Origin of the sequence: Janthinobacterium sp. GMG2, from assembly GCF_033949445.1 — a bacterium.
Lineage (GTDB): Bacteria > Pseudomonadota > Gammaproteobacteria > Burkholderiales > Burkholderiaceae_D > Janthinobacterium > Janthinobacterium aestuarii.
Genome location: NZ_JAXAWA010000001.1, coordinates 1,307,237 through 1,327,299, shown reverse-complemented (window position 1 = coordinate 1,327,299; position 20,063 = coordinate 1,307,237). Strand labels below are relative to the sequence as shown.

Genomic DNA, 20,063 nt, shown 5'->3' with positions numbered 1-20,063 from the left:
GCGTCGGCGTCCCCGTAGTTATTGGGTGCCGCCAGCCGCCGCGACGGCTGTCTGCTCAGGCTGCCAACCGCCGCCCAGCACCTTGTACAAGGTGACCAGGTTGGTCGATTTGGCCAGGCGCGCCGTGATCAGGCTTTGCTGCGCCGTGTACAGCGCGCGCTGGGCCACCAGGGCGTTCAAGTAGGACTCGGCGCCCTGCTTGTAACGCGCGTCGTGGATGGTGTAGCTCTTCGTCGACGCCTCGACCAGCGAAACCTGCGACTGCAGGCGCTCGTCGATGGTGCCGCGCTGGGCCAGCGCATCGGACACTTCACGGAAGGCGACCTGGATCGCCTTTTCGTATTGCGCCACGGAGATTTCACGCTGCACCTTGGCGATATCGAGGTTGGCGCGGTTCACGCCGCCATCGAATATCGGCAAGCTGATCTGCGGCAGGAAACTCCACGTGCCGCTGCCGCCCTTGAACAGGCCGGACAGGTTGTCGCTGACCGAACCCGCCGTCGCCGTCAGCGAAATGCGCGGGAAGAAAGCCGCGCGCGCCGCGCCGATGTTGGCGTTGGCCGCGCGCAAGGTGCGCTCGGCCGCCAGCACGTCGGGACGGCGTTGCAGCACGTCCGACGGCACGCCGGACGGAATGTCCGCCAACGCCGTCACGGCGCCGAACTCGGCTTGCGGCAGCAGGTCGGCCGGCACGGGGCCGCCCACCAGCAGCACCAGCGCGTTCTGGTCGAGCGCCACCTGGCTCGTGTAGACGGCCACGTCGGAACGGGCCGATTCCACGCTGGTCTGGGCATCGTACTTGTCCAGGCCCGACGTGGCGCCCGCACTGAAGCGGCGCACGGCCAGGTCATACGACGACTGCTGGCTCTTCAGGGTGTCCTGCGCCACGCGCAGGCGCTGCTGGTCGGCCACCAGGTTCAGATAGGTGCTGGCCACTTCGGCCACCAGGCTGATCTGCTGTGCACGGCGTGCTTCTTCCGTGCTCAGGTATTGTTCCAGCGCGCTGTCGGACAGGCTGCGCACGCGGCCGAAGAAGTCCAGCTCGTACGCCGACACGCCCAGGTTCGCCGTGTACTGGCGATTGATGGACGCTTCGCCCGTGGCGCTCTGGTTTTTCGAAATGCGCGTGGCCGACTGGCCGCCCGAGGCCGACAGGGTCGGGATCAGGGCGGCGCGTTCGATGCCGTAGGTGGCGCGCGCCTTCTCGATGTTCAGGATCGAGACGCGCAGGTCGCGGTTGTTGGCCAGCGCCAGTTCCAGTACCTGGCGCAAGCGCGCATCGGCAAAGAACTCGCGCCAGGCGACGTCCGCCACCGGCTTGGCGTCGGCGGCGGCCGTGTCGGCCTTGTAGGAAGGACCGGTCGGCCACGCCGTGGGCGCCGGCGCTGCCGGACGCTCGTACGTGGGAGCCAGGCTGCAACCGGCCAGCAAGGCCAGTGCCGCCATGGAGAGTAGCGTTTTTTTCATATTAATGCGCATCCTTAGAAAGCGTGACGGCTGGCGAACCAGGCGTCGCCGGCGTGGTCGGCGCGTCCGACTTCGAGAAGAAGCCGCGCACCAGCACGAAGAACACCGGCACGAAGAAGATACCGAGGAACGTTGCCGTCAACATACCGCCCAGCACGCCGATACCGATGGCGTTCTGGCTGCCGGAACCGGCGCCGCTGGAAATGGCCAGTGGCAACACGCCCAGGCCGAAGGCGATCGAGGTCATCAGAATCGGACGCAGACGCAGACGCACCGCATGCAAGGTCGCGTCCAGCAACGACATGCCCGATTCCTGCATTTCCTTGGCGAATTCGACGATCAGAATCGCATTCTTCGCCGACAGGCCCACCACCGTGAGCAAGCCCACCTGGAAGTACACGTCGTTCGACAGGCCGAAGAACCAGGTGCCCAGCACGGCACCGATCACGCCCAGCGGCACGACCAGCAGCACGGAGAATGGAATCGACCAGCTTTCATACAGCGCGGCCAGGCACAGGAACACGATCAGCAGCGACAGCGCGTACAGCTGCGGCGTCTGCGAACCGGATTCGCGCTCTTCCAGCGACACGCCGGTCCAGCTCATGCCGATGCCAGGCGGCAGCTTGGCGACCATCTCTTCCATCGCGTTCATGGCGGCGCCCGTGCTCTGGCCCGGCGCCGGCGTACCGAGGATCTCTACCGACGGCAAGCCGTTGTAGCGTTCCAGGCGTGGCGAAGCGTAGATCCACTTGCCCGTGGCGAAGGCCGAGAACGGCACCATCTGGCCAGCGCTATTGCGCACGAACCATTTATTCAAGTCTTCCGGCAGCATGCGCGATTCGGCATTACCCTGCATGAACACTTTCTTCACACGGCCGCGGTCGAGGAAGTCGTTCACATACGAACTACCCCAGCCCACGCTCAGCACGCGGTTGATTTCCGAGATCTGCAGGCCCAGCGCGGTAGCTTTCTGCTGGTCGATGTCGATCTTGTACTGCGGCGTATCTTCCTGGCCGTTCGGGCGCACACCGACCATGGCCGGATTTTGCGACGCCATGCCCAGCAACTGGTTACGCGCCGCCATCAGGGCGTCATGGCCGACACCGCCGATATCCTGCAGCTGCATGTCGAAACCGGTGGCGTTACCCAGTTCCAGCACGGCAGGCGGGGCGAACGTAAACACCATCGCATCCTTGATCTGCAACAGCTTGCCCATGGCGCGGCCGGCCACGGCCGGCGCTTTTTGCGCCACGTCCTTGCGCAGCGACCAGTCTTTCAGGCGCACGAAGGCGATACCCGTATTCTGCCCGTTACCGCCGAAGCTGAAACCGGCCACGGCAAACACGGAAGCGACGTTGTCCTTCTCGCTGTTCATGAAGTGGTCTTCGACCTGCTCGATCACTTTCAGGGTGCGCTCTTGCGTGGCGCCCGTCGGCAATTGAATCTGCGTAAACAGGATGCCCTGGTCTTCTTCCGGCAGGAAGGAGGTCGGCAAACGCATGAAGACGAATACCAGGCCGGCCAGCAGGATGACGTACAACAGCATCGAACGGGCGCGGTGGCGGATCATGCTGCCGACCATGCCCTGGTATTTGTTGCTGCTGCTATCGAAGCTGCGGTTGAACCAGCCGAAGAAACCCTTGTTCGTCGCGTGATGGCCTTTTTCGACCGGTTTGAGCAAGGTGGCGCACAAGGCTGGCGTAAACACCAGCGCGACGACGACGGACAGCACCATCGACGAGACGATCGTGATCGAGAACTGGCGGTAAATCACGCCTGTCGAACCGCCGAAGAAGGCCATCGGCACGAACACGGCCGACAGCACCATGGCGATACCGACCAGCGCGCCCGTGATCTGCGTCATGGACTTGCGCGTCGCTTCCAGCGGCGACAAGCCTTCTTCGCTCATCACGCGCTCGACGTTTTCCACCACCACGATCGCATCATCGACCAGCAGGCCGATGGCCAGCACCATGGCGAACATGGTCAAGGTATTGATCGAGTAACCGAACGCATTCAGGATGCCGAAGGTACCGAGCAGCACGACCGGCACGGCCATGGTCGGGATCAGGGTGGCGCGGAAGTTTTGCAGGAACAGATACATCACCAGGAACACCAGGATGACGGCTTCGACCAGGGTTTTCACCACTTCTTCGATCGACAGTTTCACGAACGGGGTCGTGTCGAACGCCACCTGGTAGCTCATGCCTTCAGGGAATTGCTTGCTCAGGTTGCCCAGCATGGCTTTCGCCGCGTTGGCCGTATCGAGCGCGTTGGCGCCCGTCGCCAGCTTGATCGCCACGCCGGTCGCCGCATGGCCGTTGTAGCGGGCCACGGTGTTGTAGTTCTCGCGGCCCAGTTCCATGCTGGCCACGTCCTTCAGGTGCACCATGGCGCCCTCGGTGGTGGTTTTCAGCAAGATGGCGCCGAACTGCTCCACCGTTTGCAAGCGGCTTTGCGCCGAGACGGTGGCGTTCAGCTGCTGGCCCTTGACGGACGGCGTGCCGCCCAGTTCACCGGCCGACACTTCCGCATTCTGCGCCTGCACGGCCGTGATCACGTCCGCCGGGGTCAGGTTAAAGCTTTGCAGCTTGGCCGGGTCGAGCCAGATACGCATGGCGTACTGCGAACCGAACAGGGTCACGTCGCCCACGCCCGGTACGCGGCTCAGCGGATCGACGACGTTGGCGGCCACATAGTCGCTCAAGTCGGTCTGGTCCATCTTGCCGTTTTCGGAAATGAAGCCGAACACCATCAGGAAGTTCTTCGTCGCTTTCGACACGACAAGACCTTGTTGCGTGACAGCCGTCGGCAGCAGTGGCGTGGCCAGCTGCAGCTTGTTCTGTACCTGCACCTGGGCGATGTCGGGATTGGTGCCGCTGGTAAACGTCAGCGTGATGCTTATGCCGCCAGTCGCATCGCTCGACGAAGACATGTAGCGCAAGCCGTCGATACCCTTCATCTTTTGTTCGATGACCTGGGTGACCGCATCTTCCACGGTCTTGGCGGAGGCGCCAGGGTAGGAGCCGCTGATCGAAATCGACGGCGGAGCGATGCTCGGGTACTGCGCGATCGGCAGGCTGAGGATCGAAATCACGCCGGCAAGCATGATGACGATCGCGACCACCCAGGCAAAAATCGGGCGGTCAATGAAAAAACGGGCCATTAATATTCTCCTGAATTAGTGGGCGCTGGCAGCCGATGCTGCGGCAGAAGCGGCAGCGGCGGGCGCAGGAGCGGCTTCGGCCTTGGCCGGTACGGCAACGGCTGGGGCGCCTGGCTTGACTTTTTGCAAGCCTTCCACGATCACGCGGTCGCCTGCGGCCAGGCCGGACGTCACCAGCCAGTTGGTGCCGACGGTGCCACTGGTGGTCAGCACGCGCTGCTCGACCTTGTTTTCCTTGTTCAGGATCATGGCCGTGGCCTGGCCCTTCTGGTTGCGCGTCACGCCCACTTGCGGCACGGTAATGGCTTTCTCATCGACGCCCGTTTCCAGCTGCGCACGCACGTACATACCTGGCAGCAATTCACCTTTCGGGTTCGGGAACAGCGCGCGCAGGATCACATTGCCCGTGGTCGGATCGACCGTCACGCCGGAAAACTGCAGCTTGCCCGATTCGCCGTACTTGCTGCCGTCCGGCAGAATCAGGTCGACCTTAGCCTGGCCTTCGCCCACTTTCTTCAGCGAGCCGTCGGCCATCTGGCGCTTCAGGCGCAGCAGATCCGTGCTCGACTGGGTCACGTCGACATAGATCGGGTCGAGTTGCTGCACGGTCGTCAGCGCCTCGGCCTGGCCGGCCGTCACCAGCGCGCCGGCCGTCACGGTCGAGCGGCTGGTGCGGCCGCTGATCGGCGCCGTCACGGTGCTGTAGCGCAGGTTGATGTTGGCCGATTCCAGCGCCGCAGTGGCGGACTCGACGTCTGCCTTCGCTTGCTCGAACGCGGCGACGGCATCATCGTATTCCTGGCGGCTCACGCCTTCGATGGCGACCAGTTCCTTGTAGCGCGACGCTTTCGGACCGGCCGTCAGCAGATTGGCCTTGGCTTTCGACAGCGCGGCCTTGGCCGAATTGGCAGCCGCCTGGTACGTGGCGGAATCGATCTGATACAGGGCCGTGCCCGCTTTCACATCGCTACCCTCGACAAACAGGCGCTTCTGGATCAAGCCACCGACTTGCGGGCGCACATCGGCGACCTGGTAGGCATTGGTACGGCCGGGCAATTCGGCGCTCATCGGCAACGCGGCCGGATTAACAGTAAACACGACCACCTGTGGCGCTTGCTGCGCGTGAGGTGCTTCCTGTTTTTTACTGCAGCCGGCCATGATTACAGTGGCGCACAGAACGGCAATAGCGCCGCTCGTACGCGGCGACGTCAGGGAAAAGGTTGGTTGCATCTTGGACTTTCTGAAAAAGAAGCTGGCTAGTGTCGTTAGAAATGACTAAATTTATTAACGCAGATCAAAGAATGAACGATCATTCTAAAATCGTCAAGCATCGTTACAATTGAAACATAGTAACCATCAAGCGAATTAAATTATCAATGAGGCAACAAAATAAAGACAACTACAGCAGCGGCGCGCCAGCAAAGTCAGCTACGAAGCTGGCGTACGGTGGCAAAAATGGCAATGCGGAAAAGGTGGATTGAGTGAATACTGTAGCAGGGTCAAGATTTCTTTGCTGAACTGACCAACGCGGACGCAACACTGCCCCACGCGGCAGGCGTGATGGAATAATTATTTACCAATGGTATCGAAAAGACATGTCCCGGCAGACGCGCTACTATATTGGCCACGGCGTGGCGAAGCGGGGTGCGATGATGACGGCACAAGCTCATGGATTGGCGCAACACGATGGCGCAGGCGGCCTGGACGCGCTGCTGTCGACGGGCGTACCCGGCCTCGACGCGATTCTCACGGGCGGCCTGCTGCCCGAGCGCCTGTATTTGGTCGAAGGCGTGCCCGGCACGGGCAAGACCACCTTGGCGCTGCAGTTTCTGGCCGAAGGGGTGCGCAGCGGCGTGCCCGTGATGTATATCGCGCTGGCCGAATCCGAGATCGAGCTGCGCGCCGCCGCCCTGTCGCACGGCTGGGACCTGGCCGGCATCGCCATCGAAGAAGTGGCGCCCAGCGACGACATGCTGGACCCTGAGCGCCAGTACACCATCTTCCACCCGTCGGAAATCGAACTGGCCTCGACCAACCAGCGCATCCTGGCCGCCATCGAAAAGCACCGCCCGGCCCGCCTCGTGCTCGATTCGCTGTCCGAACTGCAACTGCTGGCGGAAAACCCGCTGCGCTACCGGCGCCAGGTCGTGGCCCTGAAACAATACATGGCCAGCCGGCACTGCACCACCATGCTCATCGATGACCGTTCCGCGCTCGACGACGGCTTGCAAGTGCGTAGCGTGGCCCACTGCGTGATCTCGCTGGAGCTGCAAAACCAGGACTACGGCACTGACCGGCGCCGTGTGCGCGTGGTGAAATACCGGGGCGTGCCGTTTCGCAGCGGCACGCACGACTACAAGATCGCCCATGAGGGCCTGGTCGTCTTTCCGCGCCTGGTGGCGGCCGACACGCGCCGCGATGGCGGCCATCGGCGCCTGTCGAGCGGCGTGCCCGAGCTCGACGCCATGATAGGCGGCGGCCTGGAAGAAGGCATGAGCACGCTCATTTCCGGCCCCGCCGGCAGCGGCAAGTCCACCCTGGCGGCGCAATTCGTTCACGCGGCCACGGAGCGAGGCGAACCGTGCGCCATGTTCCTGTTCGAGGAAGCGCGCAGCAAGCTGCTGACCCGGGCCGACAGCGTGGGTATGCGCCTGCAGACGGCGCTCGACACGGGTTTGCTCAGTGCCCAGCAGATCGACCCGGCCGAACTGACTCCGGGCGAATTCGCCCAGGCCGTGGTCGACGCGGCGCAGCGGGGCGCCAGGGTGATCGTCATCGATAGCCTGAACGGCTACATGCACGCGGTGCCCGATGAACGTTTCCAGAGCACCTACCTGCACGAACTGCTCAATTACCTGAGCCAGCACGGGGTGGCCACCCTGCTCGTCGGCGTGCAGCAAAACATGCTGGGCACCTCGATGACGACGGCGGCCGACGCCAGCTACCTGGCCGACAGCGTCATCATGCTGCGCTACTACGAAACGGAAGGCGAGGTGCGGCAAGCCATTTCCGTCTTCAAGAAGCGCGGCAGCGCGCACGAGCGCAGCATCCGCCGCTTCGACATCAGCCCGCAGGGCGTGCGCATCGGCCCGGCCCTGGCCGGTTTTCACGGCATCCTGTCGGGCTTGCCCACCATTGGCGGCACGCCATTTCCCTAGGAACGCCATGGAGCTGCGCATCCTGATCTATGCGCCTGCCGGCCAGGATGCCGCCCTGGCCGGCACGGTATTGGCAGGCAGCGCCATCGCCAGCCACGCCTGCCGCTCGCCCGGCGAACTGGCCGAGCAGCTGGCGCTGGGCGCCGGCGGGGTGCTGACGGTGGACGAGGCCTTGCATGCGGGCGTCTACGCCGTGCTCGACGCCTATACCCGCCAGCAGCCGGACTGGTCCGACTTGCCGATCACCGTGCTGACGCACGCGCGGCTCGATTCCCTGCCCTTGCGGCAAGCCATTGCCACCCTGGGCAACCTGACCCTGCTGGAACGCCCCGTCCACATCCTGACCCTGATCACCTCGGCCCACGCCATGCTGCGCGCGCGCCAGCGCCAGTACCAGGTGCGCGAGACGCAGCGGCGCAAGGATGAATTCATTGCCAGCCTCGGGCATGAACTGCGCAATCCGCTGGCGCCCATCAAGTCGTCGGTGGCCCTGCTCAAGCACCTGTTTCCCGCATCGGAGCAGGTGGGCAAGCTGAGCGACGTGATCGAGCGCCAGCTGACGCACCTGACGCGGCTGGTGGATGACTTGCTCGACGTGGCGCGCATCACCAGCGGCAAGGTAGTGCTGCAGCGCAAGGAGTTTGAGCTGCAGCAAGTGCTCGAGCATGTCATCGAACTGTGCCAGCCTGCGGCCAGCAGCCGGCACATCGGCCTCACGCTGGAATTGCCGCCACATGCCGTGACCTTGCACGCCGACTATGCCAGGGTGGTGCAGATCTTTTCCAATATCGTCTCGAATGCCGTGAAGTTCACACAGGACGGCGGACACATCAACATGACGGCGCGCCTGGCGCAGGGCCAGTTACAGGTGATGGTCGAAGACAATGGCATCGGCATCGACCCGGATACCATCGCGCGCATCTTTTCCATGTTCGAACAGGGACGCACGGTGGCAGGCCAGATAAAAAGTGGCCTGGGCATCGGATTGAGTCTGGCGCGCCAATTTGCCGAAATGCATGGCGGCAGCATCGAAGCCTACAGCGATGGCGCCGGGCGGGGCAGCCGCTTCATCGTCACGTTGCCGGCCAGCGACGGCGGCGCCCCGGCCGCCATGCCGGCCTCCAGGAACGACGCGCCCGTGAGCACGGGCCAGCCCGTGCAAGTGCTGGTGGTGGACGATAACCGCGACGCGGCCGATTCCCTGCAAAGCCTGTTCCAGCTCGAGGGCTATGCGTCCACGGTCGCGTATGGCGGCGCGCAAGCGCTGGCGGCCGTCGAGCTGGCGTGGCCGCAACTGGTCGTGATGGATCTGGGGATGCCGGACATGGATGGCTACGAAGCGGCGCGCCAGATCCGCCAGCGCGCGCACGGGCGCGACGTGCTGATGATCGCCCTGACGGGCTGGGGCCAGGGTGAAGCCCGCGCACGGACCGAGCAAGCCGGCTTCGACCATCACTTGACGAAACCGGTGGATTTCGACGCCATCGCCGCCCTGCTGGAACAGCACTTGGCGCAGCGTGCGGCCGCTACGCAGACGCAGTAGCGATTACTTCCACTTGCCGCGCAATTCCTGCACCTTCTGTTGCAGCAACTCCGGCGTGGCGGCCTCGGGCGCCACAGGCACGCCCACGGCCAGCGACAGACGCGAGCGCAGGCCCGCCTTGAAGGCGCGCTCGAACAAATGGCCATTGCGATGGCTCAACAAATGTCCCCACAAGCCGCGCAGCGCCAGCGGAATCACGGGCACCTTGCTGCGCTCGACGATTTTGGCGATGCCGCCCTTGAATTCGCTGATCTGGCCCGTGCGGGTCAGCTTGCCTTCGGGAAAGATGCACACGAGTTCGCCCTCGTGCAGCGCTTGCGCGATATCGATGAAAGCCTTTTCCATCAGGAAAGGATCTTCCTTGGCGGGCGCAATGGGGATCGCCTTGGCCGTACGGAAAATCCAGCCCATCAGTGGCATCTTGAAGATGCGGTGGTCCATGACGAAACGGATGGGGCGGGGGCTGGCCGCCATGATGACGATGGCGTCCACATAGCTGACATGGTTGCACACCAGCACGGCCGCCCCTTCCGTGGGAATGCGTTCGCCATCGACGACTTTGACCCTGTGCACGGTCTGGATGAGTATCCACGCGAGGAAGCGCATGAGGAATTCCGGCACCAGCGAGAAGATGTAGGCGGCCACCAGCGCATTGAGGATCGCCGTGACGAGGAACAGTTCGGGGATGGTAAAGCCCTTGCCCAGCAGCACGATGGCCACGCCGGCGGCCGCCACCATGAACAGGGCGTTGAGAATATTCATGCCGGCGATCGTGCGCGAAATGTGTTTCGGGTCGCAGCGCGTCTGGATCAGGGCGAACAGGGGCACGATGAAGAAGCCGCCGAAGACGCCGATCATGACGATGTCGATCAAAATGCGCGGCACGCCCGCCTGACTGACGAACGCCAGCGCATCGACCACTTGCGTGTTCGCATACGCATTGCTGGCGAAATACAGGTCGATGCCGAACAGCGACAGGCCGATGGAGCCGAACGGCACCAGGCCGATCTCGATCTTGTGGCCGGACAAGCGCTCGCACAGCAGGGAGCCCGTGCCGATGCCGACGGAAAACACGGTCAGCAGCAGCACGAATACGCTATGGTCGCCATGCAGGAAGTCCTTCGAGTAGACGGGGAACTGGGCCAGGATCAGGGCGCCGTAAAACCAGAACCAGGAATTGCCCAGCATGGCCAGGAAGACGGGACGGTTCTTGCGCGAGAAATTCAGGTTGCGGAACGATTCGGCGACAAAATTCAGGCTCACCTTCAAGTCCGGCTCTGGCGCGGGCGTGCGCGGCACGCGGTAGCTGGCGATCAGACCGAACAGGGCCACGGCGATCGTCGCGCCGGCCACCAGCTCCACGCCCAGCGGCTTGTGCACGATCAGCACGGCGCCGAGGATTTCGCCCAGCAAGATGCCGACAAACGTGCCCATCTCGATCAGGCCATTGCCGCCGACCAATTCCTCGGGTTTCAGTTGCTGCGGCAAGTACGCATACTTGACGGGGCCGAACAGGGTCGAATGCACGCCCATGCCCACGACGGCGGCTACCAGCAGCCACAAGGTGTGCGTCATCCAGCCCGCGGCGGCGACCGCCATGATGGCCAGTTCCATCCATTTCACGAAGCGGGCCAGGCCCGCCTTTTCAAACTTGTCGGCCAGCTGGCCGGCCGTGGCCGAGAACACGACGTAGGGCAGGATGAACAGGCCGGGGATCAAATTGGTGATGGTGGACGGGTCGAGCGTGGTCCAGCTCAGCGCATCGTAGGCGAGGATCACCATCAGGGCCGTCTTGAACAGATTGTCGTTGAAGGCGCCAAAGAACTGGGTCCAGAAGAAGGGCCCGAAACGGCGCTGCGACAATAAGGAAAACTGGCTGCTTTGACTCATGGCATGGGGAACCGGCAATTAAGGAATTGCTAAAATACAGCACTATCTTGCGCACGACAATCTGAATGTCGCCATCTTGCTTAGCGTCAATACGGAAAGCGCCGCATCGCGCCATGCTGGCCCCGCACCTGACGCCTTTCCCCTACACAACAAAAAACGCCCATTTCTTGATAATAAGGTAATGTGCGCATACTGCGGAGTCTTCGCCCCGCCCCTCCAGGAAAGCTGACCCATGTTTGGATTGATAACGCTGTTCATCCTTGGCGTGCTGATCACCGGCTTCGTGCTGGTGCTGCAATACCGCAGAAAAGTGGCGGATCTGGAATTGCTGACGGCGCGCCTGCGCAAGGAAGTCGACGGCATACAGCAGCGCCTGCTAACCTTGGAAGGCCAGGACGTAGCGCCAGCTGCCGCGCCTGCCGTGCCCGCTGCCGTTGCGCCAGTCGCAGTGCCGACGCCCGTTTCCGTGCCTGCACCGGCGCCGGTGCAGGTGCAGGTGTCGAAGGCGGCCGTGATCGAGCCGGTCGAGCTGGCAAAGGCCGCGCCGGCCGCGCCCGTACCGCCGAAGCCTTCGCCACCCACGCCACAGGCTCCCGCCAAACCCGCCCCCGCTGCCCCGGCTGCCCCCAACACCCCGTCCTGGATCGCGCACCCCGATGGCCTCGTTGCCAAGGCGAAGAACTGGCTGTTCACGGGTAACCTGGTCGCCAAGCTGGGCTTGATGATTCTGTTCCTCGGCGTCAGCTTCCTGCTCAAATACGTGTCGGCGCAGGTGACCGTGCCCATCGAGCTGCGCCTGGCAGGCATCGCGCTGGCCGACATCGCCCTGCTGGCCTGGGCCTGGCGCATCCGCATCAAACGCCCCGGCATCAGCTTGCCGCTGCAGGGCACGGCGCTGGCGATCTTGATGCTGGTGACGTTTGGCGCCTTCCGCCTGTATGAACTGATCCCGGCGGGCCTGGCGTTTGCCGTGCTGTTCGTGCTGACGGCGTTCACGTGCTTGCTGGCCGTGCTGCAAAACGCCGTCTGGCTGGCCGTCTTCGGCATCGTCGGCGGCTTTGCCGTGCCTCTGCTCGTCTCGACGGGCAGCGGCAACCATATCGGCCTGTTCAGCTATTACGCGCTGCTCAATGCGGGCGTCTTCGCCATCGCCCTGAAACGCGCCTGGCGCGTCCTGAATGTGCTGAGCTTTGGCTTTACCTTTGTCGTCGCCACCACCTGGGGCTTGCTGCGCTACACGCCCGAGCACTACCTGTCGACGCAGCTGTTCCTGATCCTGTTCGTGCTGTTCTATATCGGTATCGCGATTGCCTACTGCGCGCGCCAGGCGCCGCGCTTGAAACACTATGTGGACGGCACCCTCGTGTTCGGCACGCCGCTGGCGGCCATGGGCCTGCAATACGGCCTGGTCCGGCACTTCGAGTTCGGTCTGGCGTTTTCCGCGCTGCTCGCCGGCTTGACCTACACGGGACTGGCCGTGGCCCTGTGGCGCCGCGCAGGTTTCAAACTGCTGGCCAAAGCCTTCCTCGCGCTGGGCATCGTCTTCGGCACCCTGGCCATCCCGTTCGCCCTCGATGGCCGCTGGACGTCCGCCGCCTGGGCGCTGGAAGGCGCGGGCATCGTCTGGGTCGGCTTGCGCCAGCGCCAGACCCTGGCCTGGGTCTTCGGCCTGCTGGTGCAGGGGGCCGCCTGGCTGGCCTTCCTCGGCGCCATGCAGGGACTCAATACGGCAGCGGCCCTGCAAGCCAACATCTGGCTCGGCTGCGCGCTGCTGGCGGCCGCCGCGCTGGTGATGGCCTACAATTTCCGCCGCCACGCCAGCCACTTACATCCTGAATTCATGAGCAGCCTGTCCGTGCTGTTCCTGACGGCCGCCACGGCCTGGCTGCTGGGCGGCATCTGGAGCGAAATCCTGCTGCGCACGGATGCCGCCACGCAACTGAACCTGCTCACCGTCAGCGCGCTGGCAGTGGCGGTCCTGCTGGCGGCGCTGGCGCGGCGCGAACAATGGCATGCGCCGCGCGCCCTGCTGCTGGCCGTACAGGTACTGGCCGGCATGGTCATGCTCAGCCGCGCCAGCTGGGCCTGGGACCAGCATCCGGCCAACCTGTTCGACGGCTCCTTCCTCAGCGCCCTGCTGCTGGGCGCCGCCGCCTTTGCCAGCGCCCGCTTCCTTGCGCTGCGCGCACGCGGCGGCGACGAGCTACTGGCGCTGGCAGCGCGTCCCCTGCTGGTCTGGAGCGGCTTGCTGTGGTTTGCCGCCATCCTCGTGCCGTTCACCAGCTGGCTGCTGCGCCTGATCGATGGCGACCTGAGCATGCAGCCGTACGCGGGCGAGCACTGGCTGGCGCTGTACCTGATCGCCGTGTCCGTCACGACACCCGTGTTCGCCATTGTGGCGCGGCGCCTCGATTGGCCGCAGCTGCGCTGGTTCACCGTGGCCGTCTGGCTCGGCCTGGGCCTGTGGAGCGCCAATATGCTGCTGGCACTGTACCTGCGCGACTATCTGCTGACGGGCTTGAGCTGGCTGGCCCTGGCTGGCGCGCTGGCGGCCGGCGAATACCTGCTGCAGGCCTGGCCGAAAGCCGGCTGGCAACTCGACGTGCGTGCGCTGCGCCTGCTGCATACGTTGCGCACGGCCGCGCCATGGCTGATGCTGTGGCCCGTGGGCGCCATACAGGTTGGCGCCTGGCTGGCACAGCATGAAGACAGCGTCAGCCCCGCCTGGGCCCGCTACTTGCCGGCCTGGGCCATGATGCTGGTACTGGCCTGGCTGATCCGCCGCTGCCGTGCCGGCGTCTGGCCGGTGGCACCGATTGCCGAGTGGTACCAGCGCACCCTGATACCGCTGGGTGCGCTCTGGTCGCTGCTGCTGATCGCCGCGTGGAACATCTTCGACGATGGCGCCATGGCGCCGCTGCCCTACTTGCCGCTGCTCAATCCGCTGGACTTGAGCACGGGCTTTGCCGTGCTGCTGGCCATTGCCAGCTACCGTTTGCTGCCGGCGAAGCAGTTGCCGCTGCCCGCCCTGTGGCAGGCGCGCTTGCCCGTCGTGGCCGCGTGCTTGCTGTATGTGTGGTTCAACCTGATGCTGCTGCGCACGGTGTCGCATTACGTCGGCGTGCCCTATACCTTCGACGCCATGCTGGCCTCGCAGTTCGTGCAAGCGATGCTGTCGCTCGTGTGGAGCGTCACGGCCCTGCTGCTGATGCGCCACGCGGCCCGCCATCAACGGCGCCAGCAATGGAGCATGGGCGCCGTGCTGCTGGGGCTGGTAGTTGTGAAACTATTCCTGATCGACCTGTCCAACGTGGGCGGCATAGAACGCATCGTATCCTTCGTGGGTGTCGGCTTGCTGATGGTCTTGATCGGCTACCTGGCGCCCTTCCCCAAGGCTGCCGCAGCAGCGCCAGCCGAACCACAACAGGGAGCAGCATGAAAACCACCACACTCATGTTCGGCATCGTGTTGATGGCAGGCGCCGCGCTGGCCGCGCCTGGCCAGGACAGGCCACAGGACTACGGCTGGAGCATGCCGGTGACCGTGCCGGCCGGCGCGGGCATCGTCCAGCTATCGTTGCCCAGGGAAGTCTACCTGCACGCCAGCTCGGCCAGCCTGGCCGACGTGCGCCTGTTCGACGCCGACGGCAAGCGCCTGGCCTACGCCATCGGTGCACCGCCAGCGCAATCGGCGACGCAACGGACAGCCATTCCAGCCCGTATCTTCCCCGTGACGGGCGCGACGGCAACTGGCGACGGCTTGCAAGGTATCGACATCCGCACGGCCGACGATGGCCGCTTGCTATCGGTCAGCACCCGCGCCGGCACGGCTGCGACCACGGCGGCCCTGCAAGCGCTGATTCTCGACCTGGGCAAGCAAACGCAAGACAAGCGTATCGCCGCCTTGCGCTTCACGCCACCGGCCCGCACGGTCAATTACAGTGCACAAGTGCTGCTGGAAGTGAGCGATGACCTGAAGCAATGGGACGCCATCGGCACCACCACCTTGAATTGGCTCAGCAACAGCGACACGCAAACCCTGGCCAACGACAGCATCAGCTTTGCGCCGCGCGCGTTTCGCTATGCGCGCCTGAGCTGGCAAGCGGGCGAACCGCTGGCCTTTGCGGCGATCACGGCGCAAGCCGTCAGCGAAACGGACATCGCCGCGCCGCGCGCCACCGTCTTGCTACAAGGCGCGCCGAGCAAGCAGGCAAATGAATGGCGCTACGCCACTCCGCTCGCCATCCCCGCTGACAGCATCGCTCTGCAATTGACGCAGACCAATACGGTACTGCCAGTGACCTTGGGCGTATATCGCCAGAACAGTTATGTTCCCCGGCACCGGCTGCACCTGCGCCAGCAAGCGCGTCCCGCGCAAGGCGCGTATTTCGATCCCCTGCTGAGCACCACGTTTTACCGCATCGGCCTAGACGGGAAGGAAAGGGTCTCGGGCGACTTGGCCATGCCCGTGACGCAGACAAACGAATGGGTGCTGCAGACGGAACACCCGTTCTCCGCCAGCGATGCGCCCACATTGCACCTGGGCTGGACGCCGGCCACCGTCGTTTTCCTGGCCAGCGGCAAGCCGCCTTATCAGCTCACGTTCGGCAACAGCAACGCCGCCGCCGTCGCGCAGCCGCTGTCGCAGGTAGCGCCCGGCTTCAAGGCGGACGAATTACTGGCGCTCAAGACGGCCAGCACCGGACCGCTCCAGTCCAACGCCGGCGCGGCAGCACCAGCACCGGCAACAAAGGACGGCGCACCATGGCGCTTGGCCGCCCTATGGGCCGCACTACTGCTGGGCGTGGCCGTGCTGGGCTTTTTCGCCTGGCGTTTGCTGTCGCAGATGAAAGAGGAACAAGGCAGCACCGACAAGCAGCAACCTTAGCCACAACATCCGCCGCTTGAGCGCTGCACTCGCCAGCTCACTGCCGCAGCAGCGCCTTGAACGTTTGCGGCATCCAGGGACGCGCCGCCAGCATGAAGCTGATGGCCAGGCGCTCATTGCCAGGCAGGCGCGCGTCTTCCTGGTGTTGCTGCGAAAATTCCACGGCCACTTGCTTCAGGCGTTCCAGCAAGGCCGCCGTGGATTTCTTCGACAGCATCACGTTCACCAGGCGCAGCAGTTCCGTCTCGCCATCGAACTGCGAATTCAAGTAGTCGCCATAGGCTTCCTTTTTGAAATACGTGTGGATGGGACCATTCGGTATCCACGCAAACGTGCGCGCCACCAGCAGTTTGACCCGGTTATTCGGCAGCAGTTCCAGGAAACCGATCTTGTCGAGACGCAGCAGGTATTTCACGGCTTGCGCTTCGCTGATGTCATAGATGGCGACGATCTGTTCCAGCGGCAGCAAGTTCAGGGCGGAGACGGCCACCACGAACAGCCGGGTGTCCTCGATGATTTCCTTTTCCTGCGCATACGTCAGCCCCGTGATCAGGGTGGGCGCGGCCTGGGCTGATTGCACGGCCAGCGCCAGCTGCTGGAAATCGCTGCCGATGGCCACCAGGATCTGGTCCAGCCGTTGCAAAGTAAATTGCTTCTGCGAAAACATCCGCTTGACGCTGGCTTCGGACACGCCGATGCGCTGGGCCAGCTCGGCATACGTGACGGAGCGCGCTTTCAACAGGCGTTTCAAGGCTTCGATCAAGGCGTGGGTTTGCGGCATGCACTTCCTTTATAAAAATAGCATCGATTCTGGCGGCAGAAAAGTAGCGCAATATGCTACCTGCGGTATGCCTGCCCGCTACGAGTAGCGTATTCATTGACCAATTGCCCACAGTCTACAATGATGGCGTTGCCACTTGGCACACTTGAAGGAGAAACACATGAAACGCCTGCTGCCCCTCTGCCTGTCCCTGTCGCTGTTGACGCTCTCCGCGGCCGCTCCCGGCCTGGTCCACGCCGCCGCCTCCGAGAATCTGTCGAAAGGCTCGCAAAACCTCAGCGAAGGTTCCGCCGTGGTCGTCGCCGGTTCCATGTCGATGCTGGTCGCCTCCGGCCAGGTGGTCGTCGCCAGCGTGGAAACGGTGGGCGAAGGCATCGTCATCGTGCTCAAGGGCGCCTCCGAAGCGGGTGGCGCGTCCATCCAGATGAGCGGGCAAGCGGCCAGGGGCCTGTCGCTGGCGGCCGGCACCGTAGTCAATGTGGTGGCGATGTCCACCGGCCATATGCTGGTTCTTTCCGGCAAGGCCATCGCCTTCATCCCGAACGAATTGGGCAAGGCGCTGCTGCACCACTCCAAAGTGTAATCACCAATAAAGAACGGACATCCCATGAAACATCTGCTCGCCACCGCCCTGCTGTGCGCCGCCACCATGGCGCCGCTGGCCCAGGCCGCCAACTCCGATACCACCAACGCCTCCGACAACGCCAGCATGGCTTCGGCCATCGTATTGGTCGGCTCCATGTCGGTGCTGGCCGCCGCCGGTGAAATCGTCATCGACAAGGTGGAAGACGCGGCCGACGGCAGCGTCCTCGTGCTCAAAAGCGCGGCCAGGGGCGCGTCCTCCGCCGCCACGGCCTCCGTCAAGCTGAGCCAGAAGGCTGCGCAAGGCCTGTCGCTGGCGGCCGGTACGGTGATCAAGGTGGTGGCCGTCTCGACGGGACACATGCTGGTGCTGTCGGGCAAGGCCATCGCCTATGTGCCGAATGCCGCCGGCAATGCGATTCTCCACCATTCGAAAGCGTGAACCCCATGAAACGCCTGACCGTGATTCTCATCAGCCTGGCCCTGGCCGGTACCGCCCATGCGGGACGCTCGTGCGAGGAAAAGCAAACGGATGCGACCACCCTCGTCAAATCGATGGATCTGGCGCAAAAGACCCTGCAGGCGCTCGATGCCTCGGGCGCGCAAGTGGCGCTGGTGGCGCGCGCCGGGCAAGACCTGTCGAAATACAATTTGCGCTATTCGCACATGGCGCTGGCCTGGCGCGACCACCCGAAAGGCCGCTGGCTGGTGGTGCATGAACTCAATGAATGCGGCACGGCGCAATCGTCGCTGTACAACGAAGGCTTGGGCAATTTCTTCATGGATGATGTGTTCATGTATGAAACCCTGATTCTCGTTCCCGGCCAGGATACGCAGCAGCAACTGGTGCGCCTGCTGACGTCGAACACGCCCAAGCGCCTGCATGAGCCGCACTACAATATGCTGGCCTACCCGTTTTCCACCAAGTACCAGAACTCGAACCAGTGGGTGCTGGAAACCCTGGCCGCTGCCAGCAACGAGCCTGGCAAGATCGAAACGCGCGCCGAAGCGCAAGGTTGGCTGCGCAGCGCCAGCTACGCGCCGCAAACGCTGAGCATCCCCGCCGCCACGCGCCTGGGCGCGCGCATGTTCCGCGCGAATATCGCATTCGACGATCACCCGTTCGAGCGCCGCATGACGCGCCAGATCGACGTCGTCACCGTCGACTCCATCGTGCGCTTCATGCGCCAGCGCGAGCCAAAGGCGCAGGAGATCGTCGTACGGGGGAATTAGTCTGGCGCCAGACCCTGCACGATCAAGGCGGGCGCCTGCGCCAGCGGCGCCGCGCTGCACAGCACGATGGATAGCTCGGCATGCGCCAAGGTCGCGCAAGCGCCCGCGTCCATGCCCAGCTTGTAGCGCGCCTCGGCCTCGCTCCAGCGCTGGTAAAACGCCGCCAGCCGCGCTTCAAGCGGCATGCTTTCCAGCTCGGCGGCCACATCTGCGCCAAACGCCTGGCGGGCCAGCGCCAGCACGTCGCGCCGCGGGTCGCGCAGCTCAATATCGAGTCCCAGCCGCGTAGTACCGCTCAACGCGCAGGCGACCCAGTGGCCGCTGTGCGAAATGCTGAAGTGCGGCCCCTCCGCGGGCGACAGCAGCCGCGGCGCCTGGCCCGGCCTCTCTTCCAGCGCGATGGATTCCGGCGCTACTTCCAGCAGTTTCCCCATCGCTACGCGCAGCAAGGCGCGCCCCAGCAGGAACTGGCGCTGGCGCAACGGCCGCACAAAGCGTGCGTAGCGGGCCGCTTCCGCGGCACCCAGCCACGTTTCATACTGGCTGATCTGCGCAAGATCAATGCTGCGGGAATCGAGCAGCCAGATGCTGGCGCCGCTACTGGGCAAGGCTGGTGGCATGACAAGGTCGGGATAGGCAAAGGCGCAGTCTGCCACAAATTGCCAGCATGCATACGGCAAAAAAAATGGCAGCGCGGTTGCCCGTCGCTGCCATTCTCAGCAGGTCTGCAGGCGCTTGCGCGCCGCGCCCGTCTTAGTTAGTCATTGCTGCTTCGACCGCTTTATTGTCGGCGCCCGTCGGGCCGCCTTCGGCACGTACATAGTTGGCCTTGATGTAAGCGCTGGTCAGGTTGGCGATGCGGGTCAGCATCAGGTTATCGTGCACGCCAAACGTGAATCCGGCCGCCATCGCGTCCGCGCGCTGGAAGAACTCTGGCGTTGCGACCACGGCACCCTTGTTGTCGCGGATCATGACGCGCATGCGCACGCCCGAGCTGCCGGCCAATGGTCCCAGCAGTACGCGCTTGGCGCCGCTCTTGAACTGGATTTCTTCGACGATAGGCTCGATGGTCAGCACGCGGCCATTGGCCGGAGCGGCATTCCAGCTGGTCAGCGATTCGGCCAGGTCCTTGCGGATATTCTCGTCGATCTTCGCCATGCCGGCCTGGTTGCCCTTGTAGCCTTCGGCAAAGACTGTCGGCTTGACTTCAATGCGGCCAAACGACGAGAAAGCCTCGCTCGGCGGCGGATTGGTCGTCGACGATGCCTTGATGCGCGTGGCGCAGCCTTGCAACATGGTCAATGCCAGCAGTGCGCCAGCCAGGATGACAGTTTTCGATACTTTTTGCATATTCTC

14 protein-coding genes are annotated in these 20,063 nt (G+C 63.9%); 7 read left to right on the top strand and 7 right to left on the bottom strand.

The features are described 5' to 3' along the window. Nucleotides 1–18: 18 nt before the first annotated feature. The 3 genes from adeC to SKZ59_RS05900 are packed head-to-tail and all read right to left on the bottom strand — an operon-like array spanning nt 19 to nt 5,863. On the bottom strand, nt 19–1,467 hold the full coding sequence (gene adeC, locus SKZ59_RS05910; RefSeq protein ID WP_319991062.1) for an AdeC/AdeK/OprM family multidrug efflux complex outer membrane factor: 1,449 nt from the start codon (nt 1,465–1,467) through the stop codon (nt 19–21). A 1-nt stretch (nt 1,468) separates the two neighbouring features. Next, nucleotides 1,469–4,633 (bottom strand): efflux RND transporter permease subunit, encoded by a 3,165-nt coding sequence (locus SKZ59_RS05905; RefSeq protein ID WP_070305230.1) that lies wholly within the window; start codon nt 4,631–4,633, stop codon nt 1,469–1,471. 15 nt (nt 4,634–4,648) lie between these two features. Further along, nucleotides 4,649–5,863 (bottom strand): efflux RND transporter periplasmic adaptor subunit, encoded by a 1,215-nt coding sequence (locus SKZ59_RS05900; RefSeq protein ID WP_051991274.1) that lies wholly within the window; start codon nt 5,861–5,863, stop codon nt 4,649–4,651. Nucleotides 5,864–6,285: 422 nt separating this feature from the next. On the opposite strand from SKZ59_RS05900, the gene SKZ59_RS05895 reads away from it, so the two are divergent. Continuing rightward, a complete protein-coding gene (locus SKZ59_RS05895; protein ID WP_319991092.1) occupies nt 6,286–7,791 on the top strand; it encodes an ATPase domain-containing protein in 1,506 nt (501 codons plus the stop codon). Nucleotides 7,792–7,798: 7 nt separating this feature from the next. Next, nucleotides 7,799–9,334: an ATP-binding protein gene (locus SKZ59_RS05890; protein WP_319991061.1), complete on the top strand. Its 1,536-nt coding sequence runs from the start codon at nt 7,799–7,801 to the stop codon at nt 9,332–9,334. A 3-nt stretch (nt 9,335–9,337) separates the two neighbouring features. On the opposite strand, the gene SKZ59_RS05885 is transcribed toward SKZ59_RS05890, so the two are convergent. Continuing rightward, nucleotides 9,338–11,224, bottom strand: a complete 1,887-nt coding sequence (locus tag SKZ59_RS05885; RefSeq protein WP_230517297.1) for an MFS transporter — start codon at nt 11,222–11,224, stop codon at nt 9,338–9,340. Nucleotides 11,225–11,456: 232 nt separating this feature from the next. Here SKZ59_RS05885 and SKZ59_RS05880 point away from each other — a divergent pair, with 232 nt between their 5' ends. Both SKZ59_RS05880 and SKZ59_RS05875 read left to right on the top strand, forming a co-directional pair. Next, nucleotides 11,457–14,663: a DUF2339 domain-containing protein gene (locus SKZ59_RS05880; protein ID WP_319991060.1), complete on the top strand. Its 3,207-nt coding sequence runs from the start codon at nt 11,457–11,459 to the stop codon at nt 14,661–14,663. After that, nucleotides 14,660–16,111, top strand: a complete 1,452-nt coding sequence (locus SKZ59_RS05875) for a DUF3999 family protein (RefSeq protein ID WP_319991059.1) — start codon at nt 14,660–14,662, stop codon at nt 16,109–16,111. The genes SKZ59_RS05880 and SKZ59_RS05875 overlap by 4 nt, the downstream gene beginning before the upstream one ends. A gap of 37 nt (nt 16,112–16,148) precedes the next feature. Here the strand turns inward: SKZ59_RS05875 and SKZ59_RS05870 are convergent, their stop codons facing one another. Further along, nucleotides 16,149–16,892 (bottom strand): helix-turn-helix domain-containing protein, encoded by a 744-nt coding sequence (locus SKZ59_RS05870; protein ID WP_034750344.1) that lies wholly within the window; start codon nt 16,890–16,892, stop codon nt 16,149–16,151. A 160-nt stretch (nt 16,893–17,052) separates the two neighbouring features. Between SKZ59_RS05870 and SKZ59_RS05865 the strand changes: the two genes are divergently transcribed. From SKZ59_RS05865 to SKZ59_RS05855, 3 genes are read left to right on the top strand one after another with little or no spacing between them, the layout of a single operon-like run. Then, nucleotides 17,053–17,475, top strand: coding sequence for a hypothetical protein (locus tag SKZ59_RS05865; protein WP_128142355.1), 423 nt, complete (start codon nt 17,053–17,055; stop codon nt 17,473–17,475). Between the two features lie 24 nt (nt 17,476–17,499). Further along, on the top strand, nt 17,500–17,916 hold the full coding sequence (locus tag SKZ59_RS05860; protein ID WP_034750348.1) for a hypothetical protein: 417 nt from the start codon (nt 17,500–17,502) through the stop codon (nt 17,914–17,916). Nucleotides 17,917–17,921: 5 nt separating this feature from the next. Continuing rightward, on the top strand, nt 17,922–18,707 hold the full coding sequence (locus SKZ59_RS05855; RefSeq protein WP_070305218.1) for a DUF2145 domain-containing protein: 786 nt from the start codon (nt 17,922–17,924) through the stop codon (nt 18,705–18,707). Here SKZ59_RS05855 and SKZ59_RS05850 read toward each other — a convergent pair. Then, entirely contained in the window at nt 18,704–19,327 is a 624-nt protein-coding gene (locus SKZ59_RS05850; RefSeq protein ID WP_319991058.1) for a 4-phosphopantetheinyl transferase, read from the bottom strand. The two genes, SKZ59_RS05855 and SKZ59_RS05850, sit on opposite strands and share 4 nt — an antisense overlap. Nucleotides 19,328–19,460: 133 nt before the next feature. Next, nucleotides 19,461–20,057 (bottom strand): hypothetical protein, encoded by a 597-nt coding sequence (locus SKZ59_RS05845; protein ID WP_034750355.1) that lies wholly within the window; start codon nt 20,055–20,057, stop codon nt 19,461–19,463. Nucleotides 20,058–20,063: the final 6 nt, after the last annotated feature.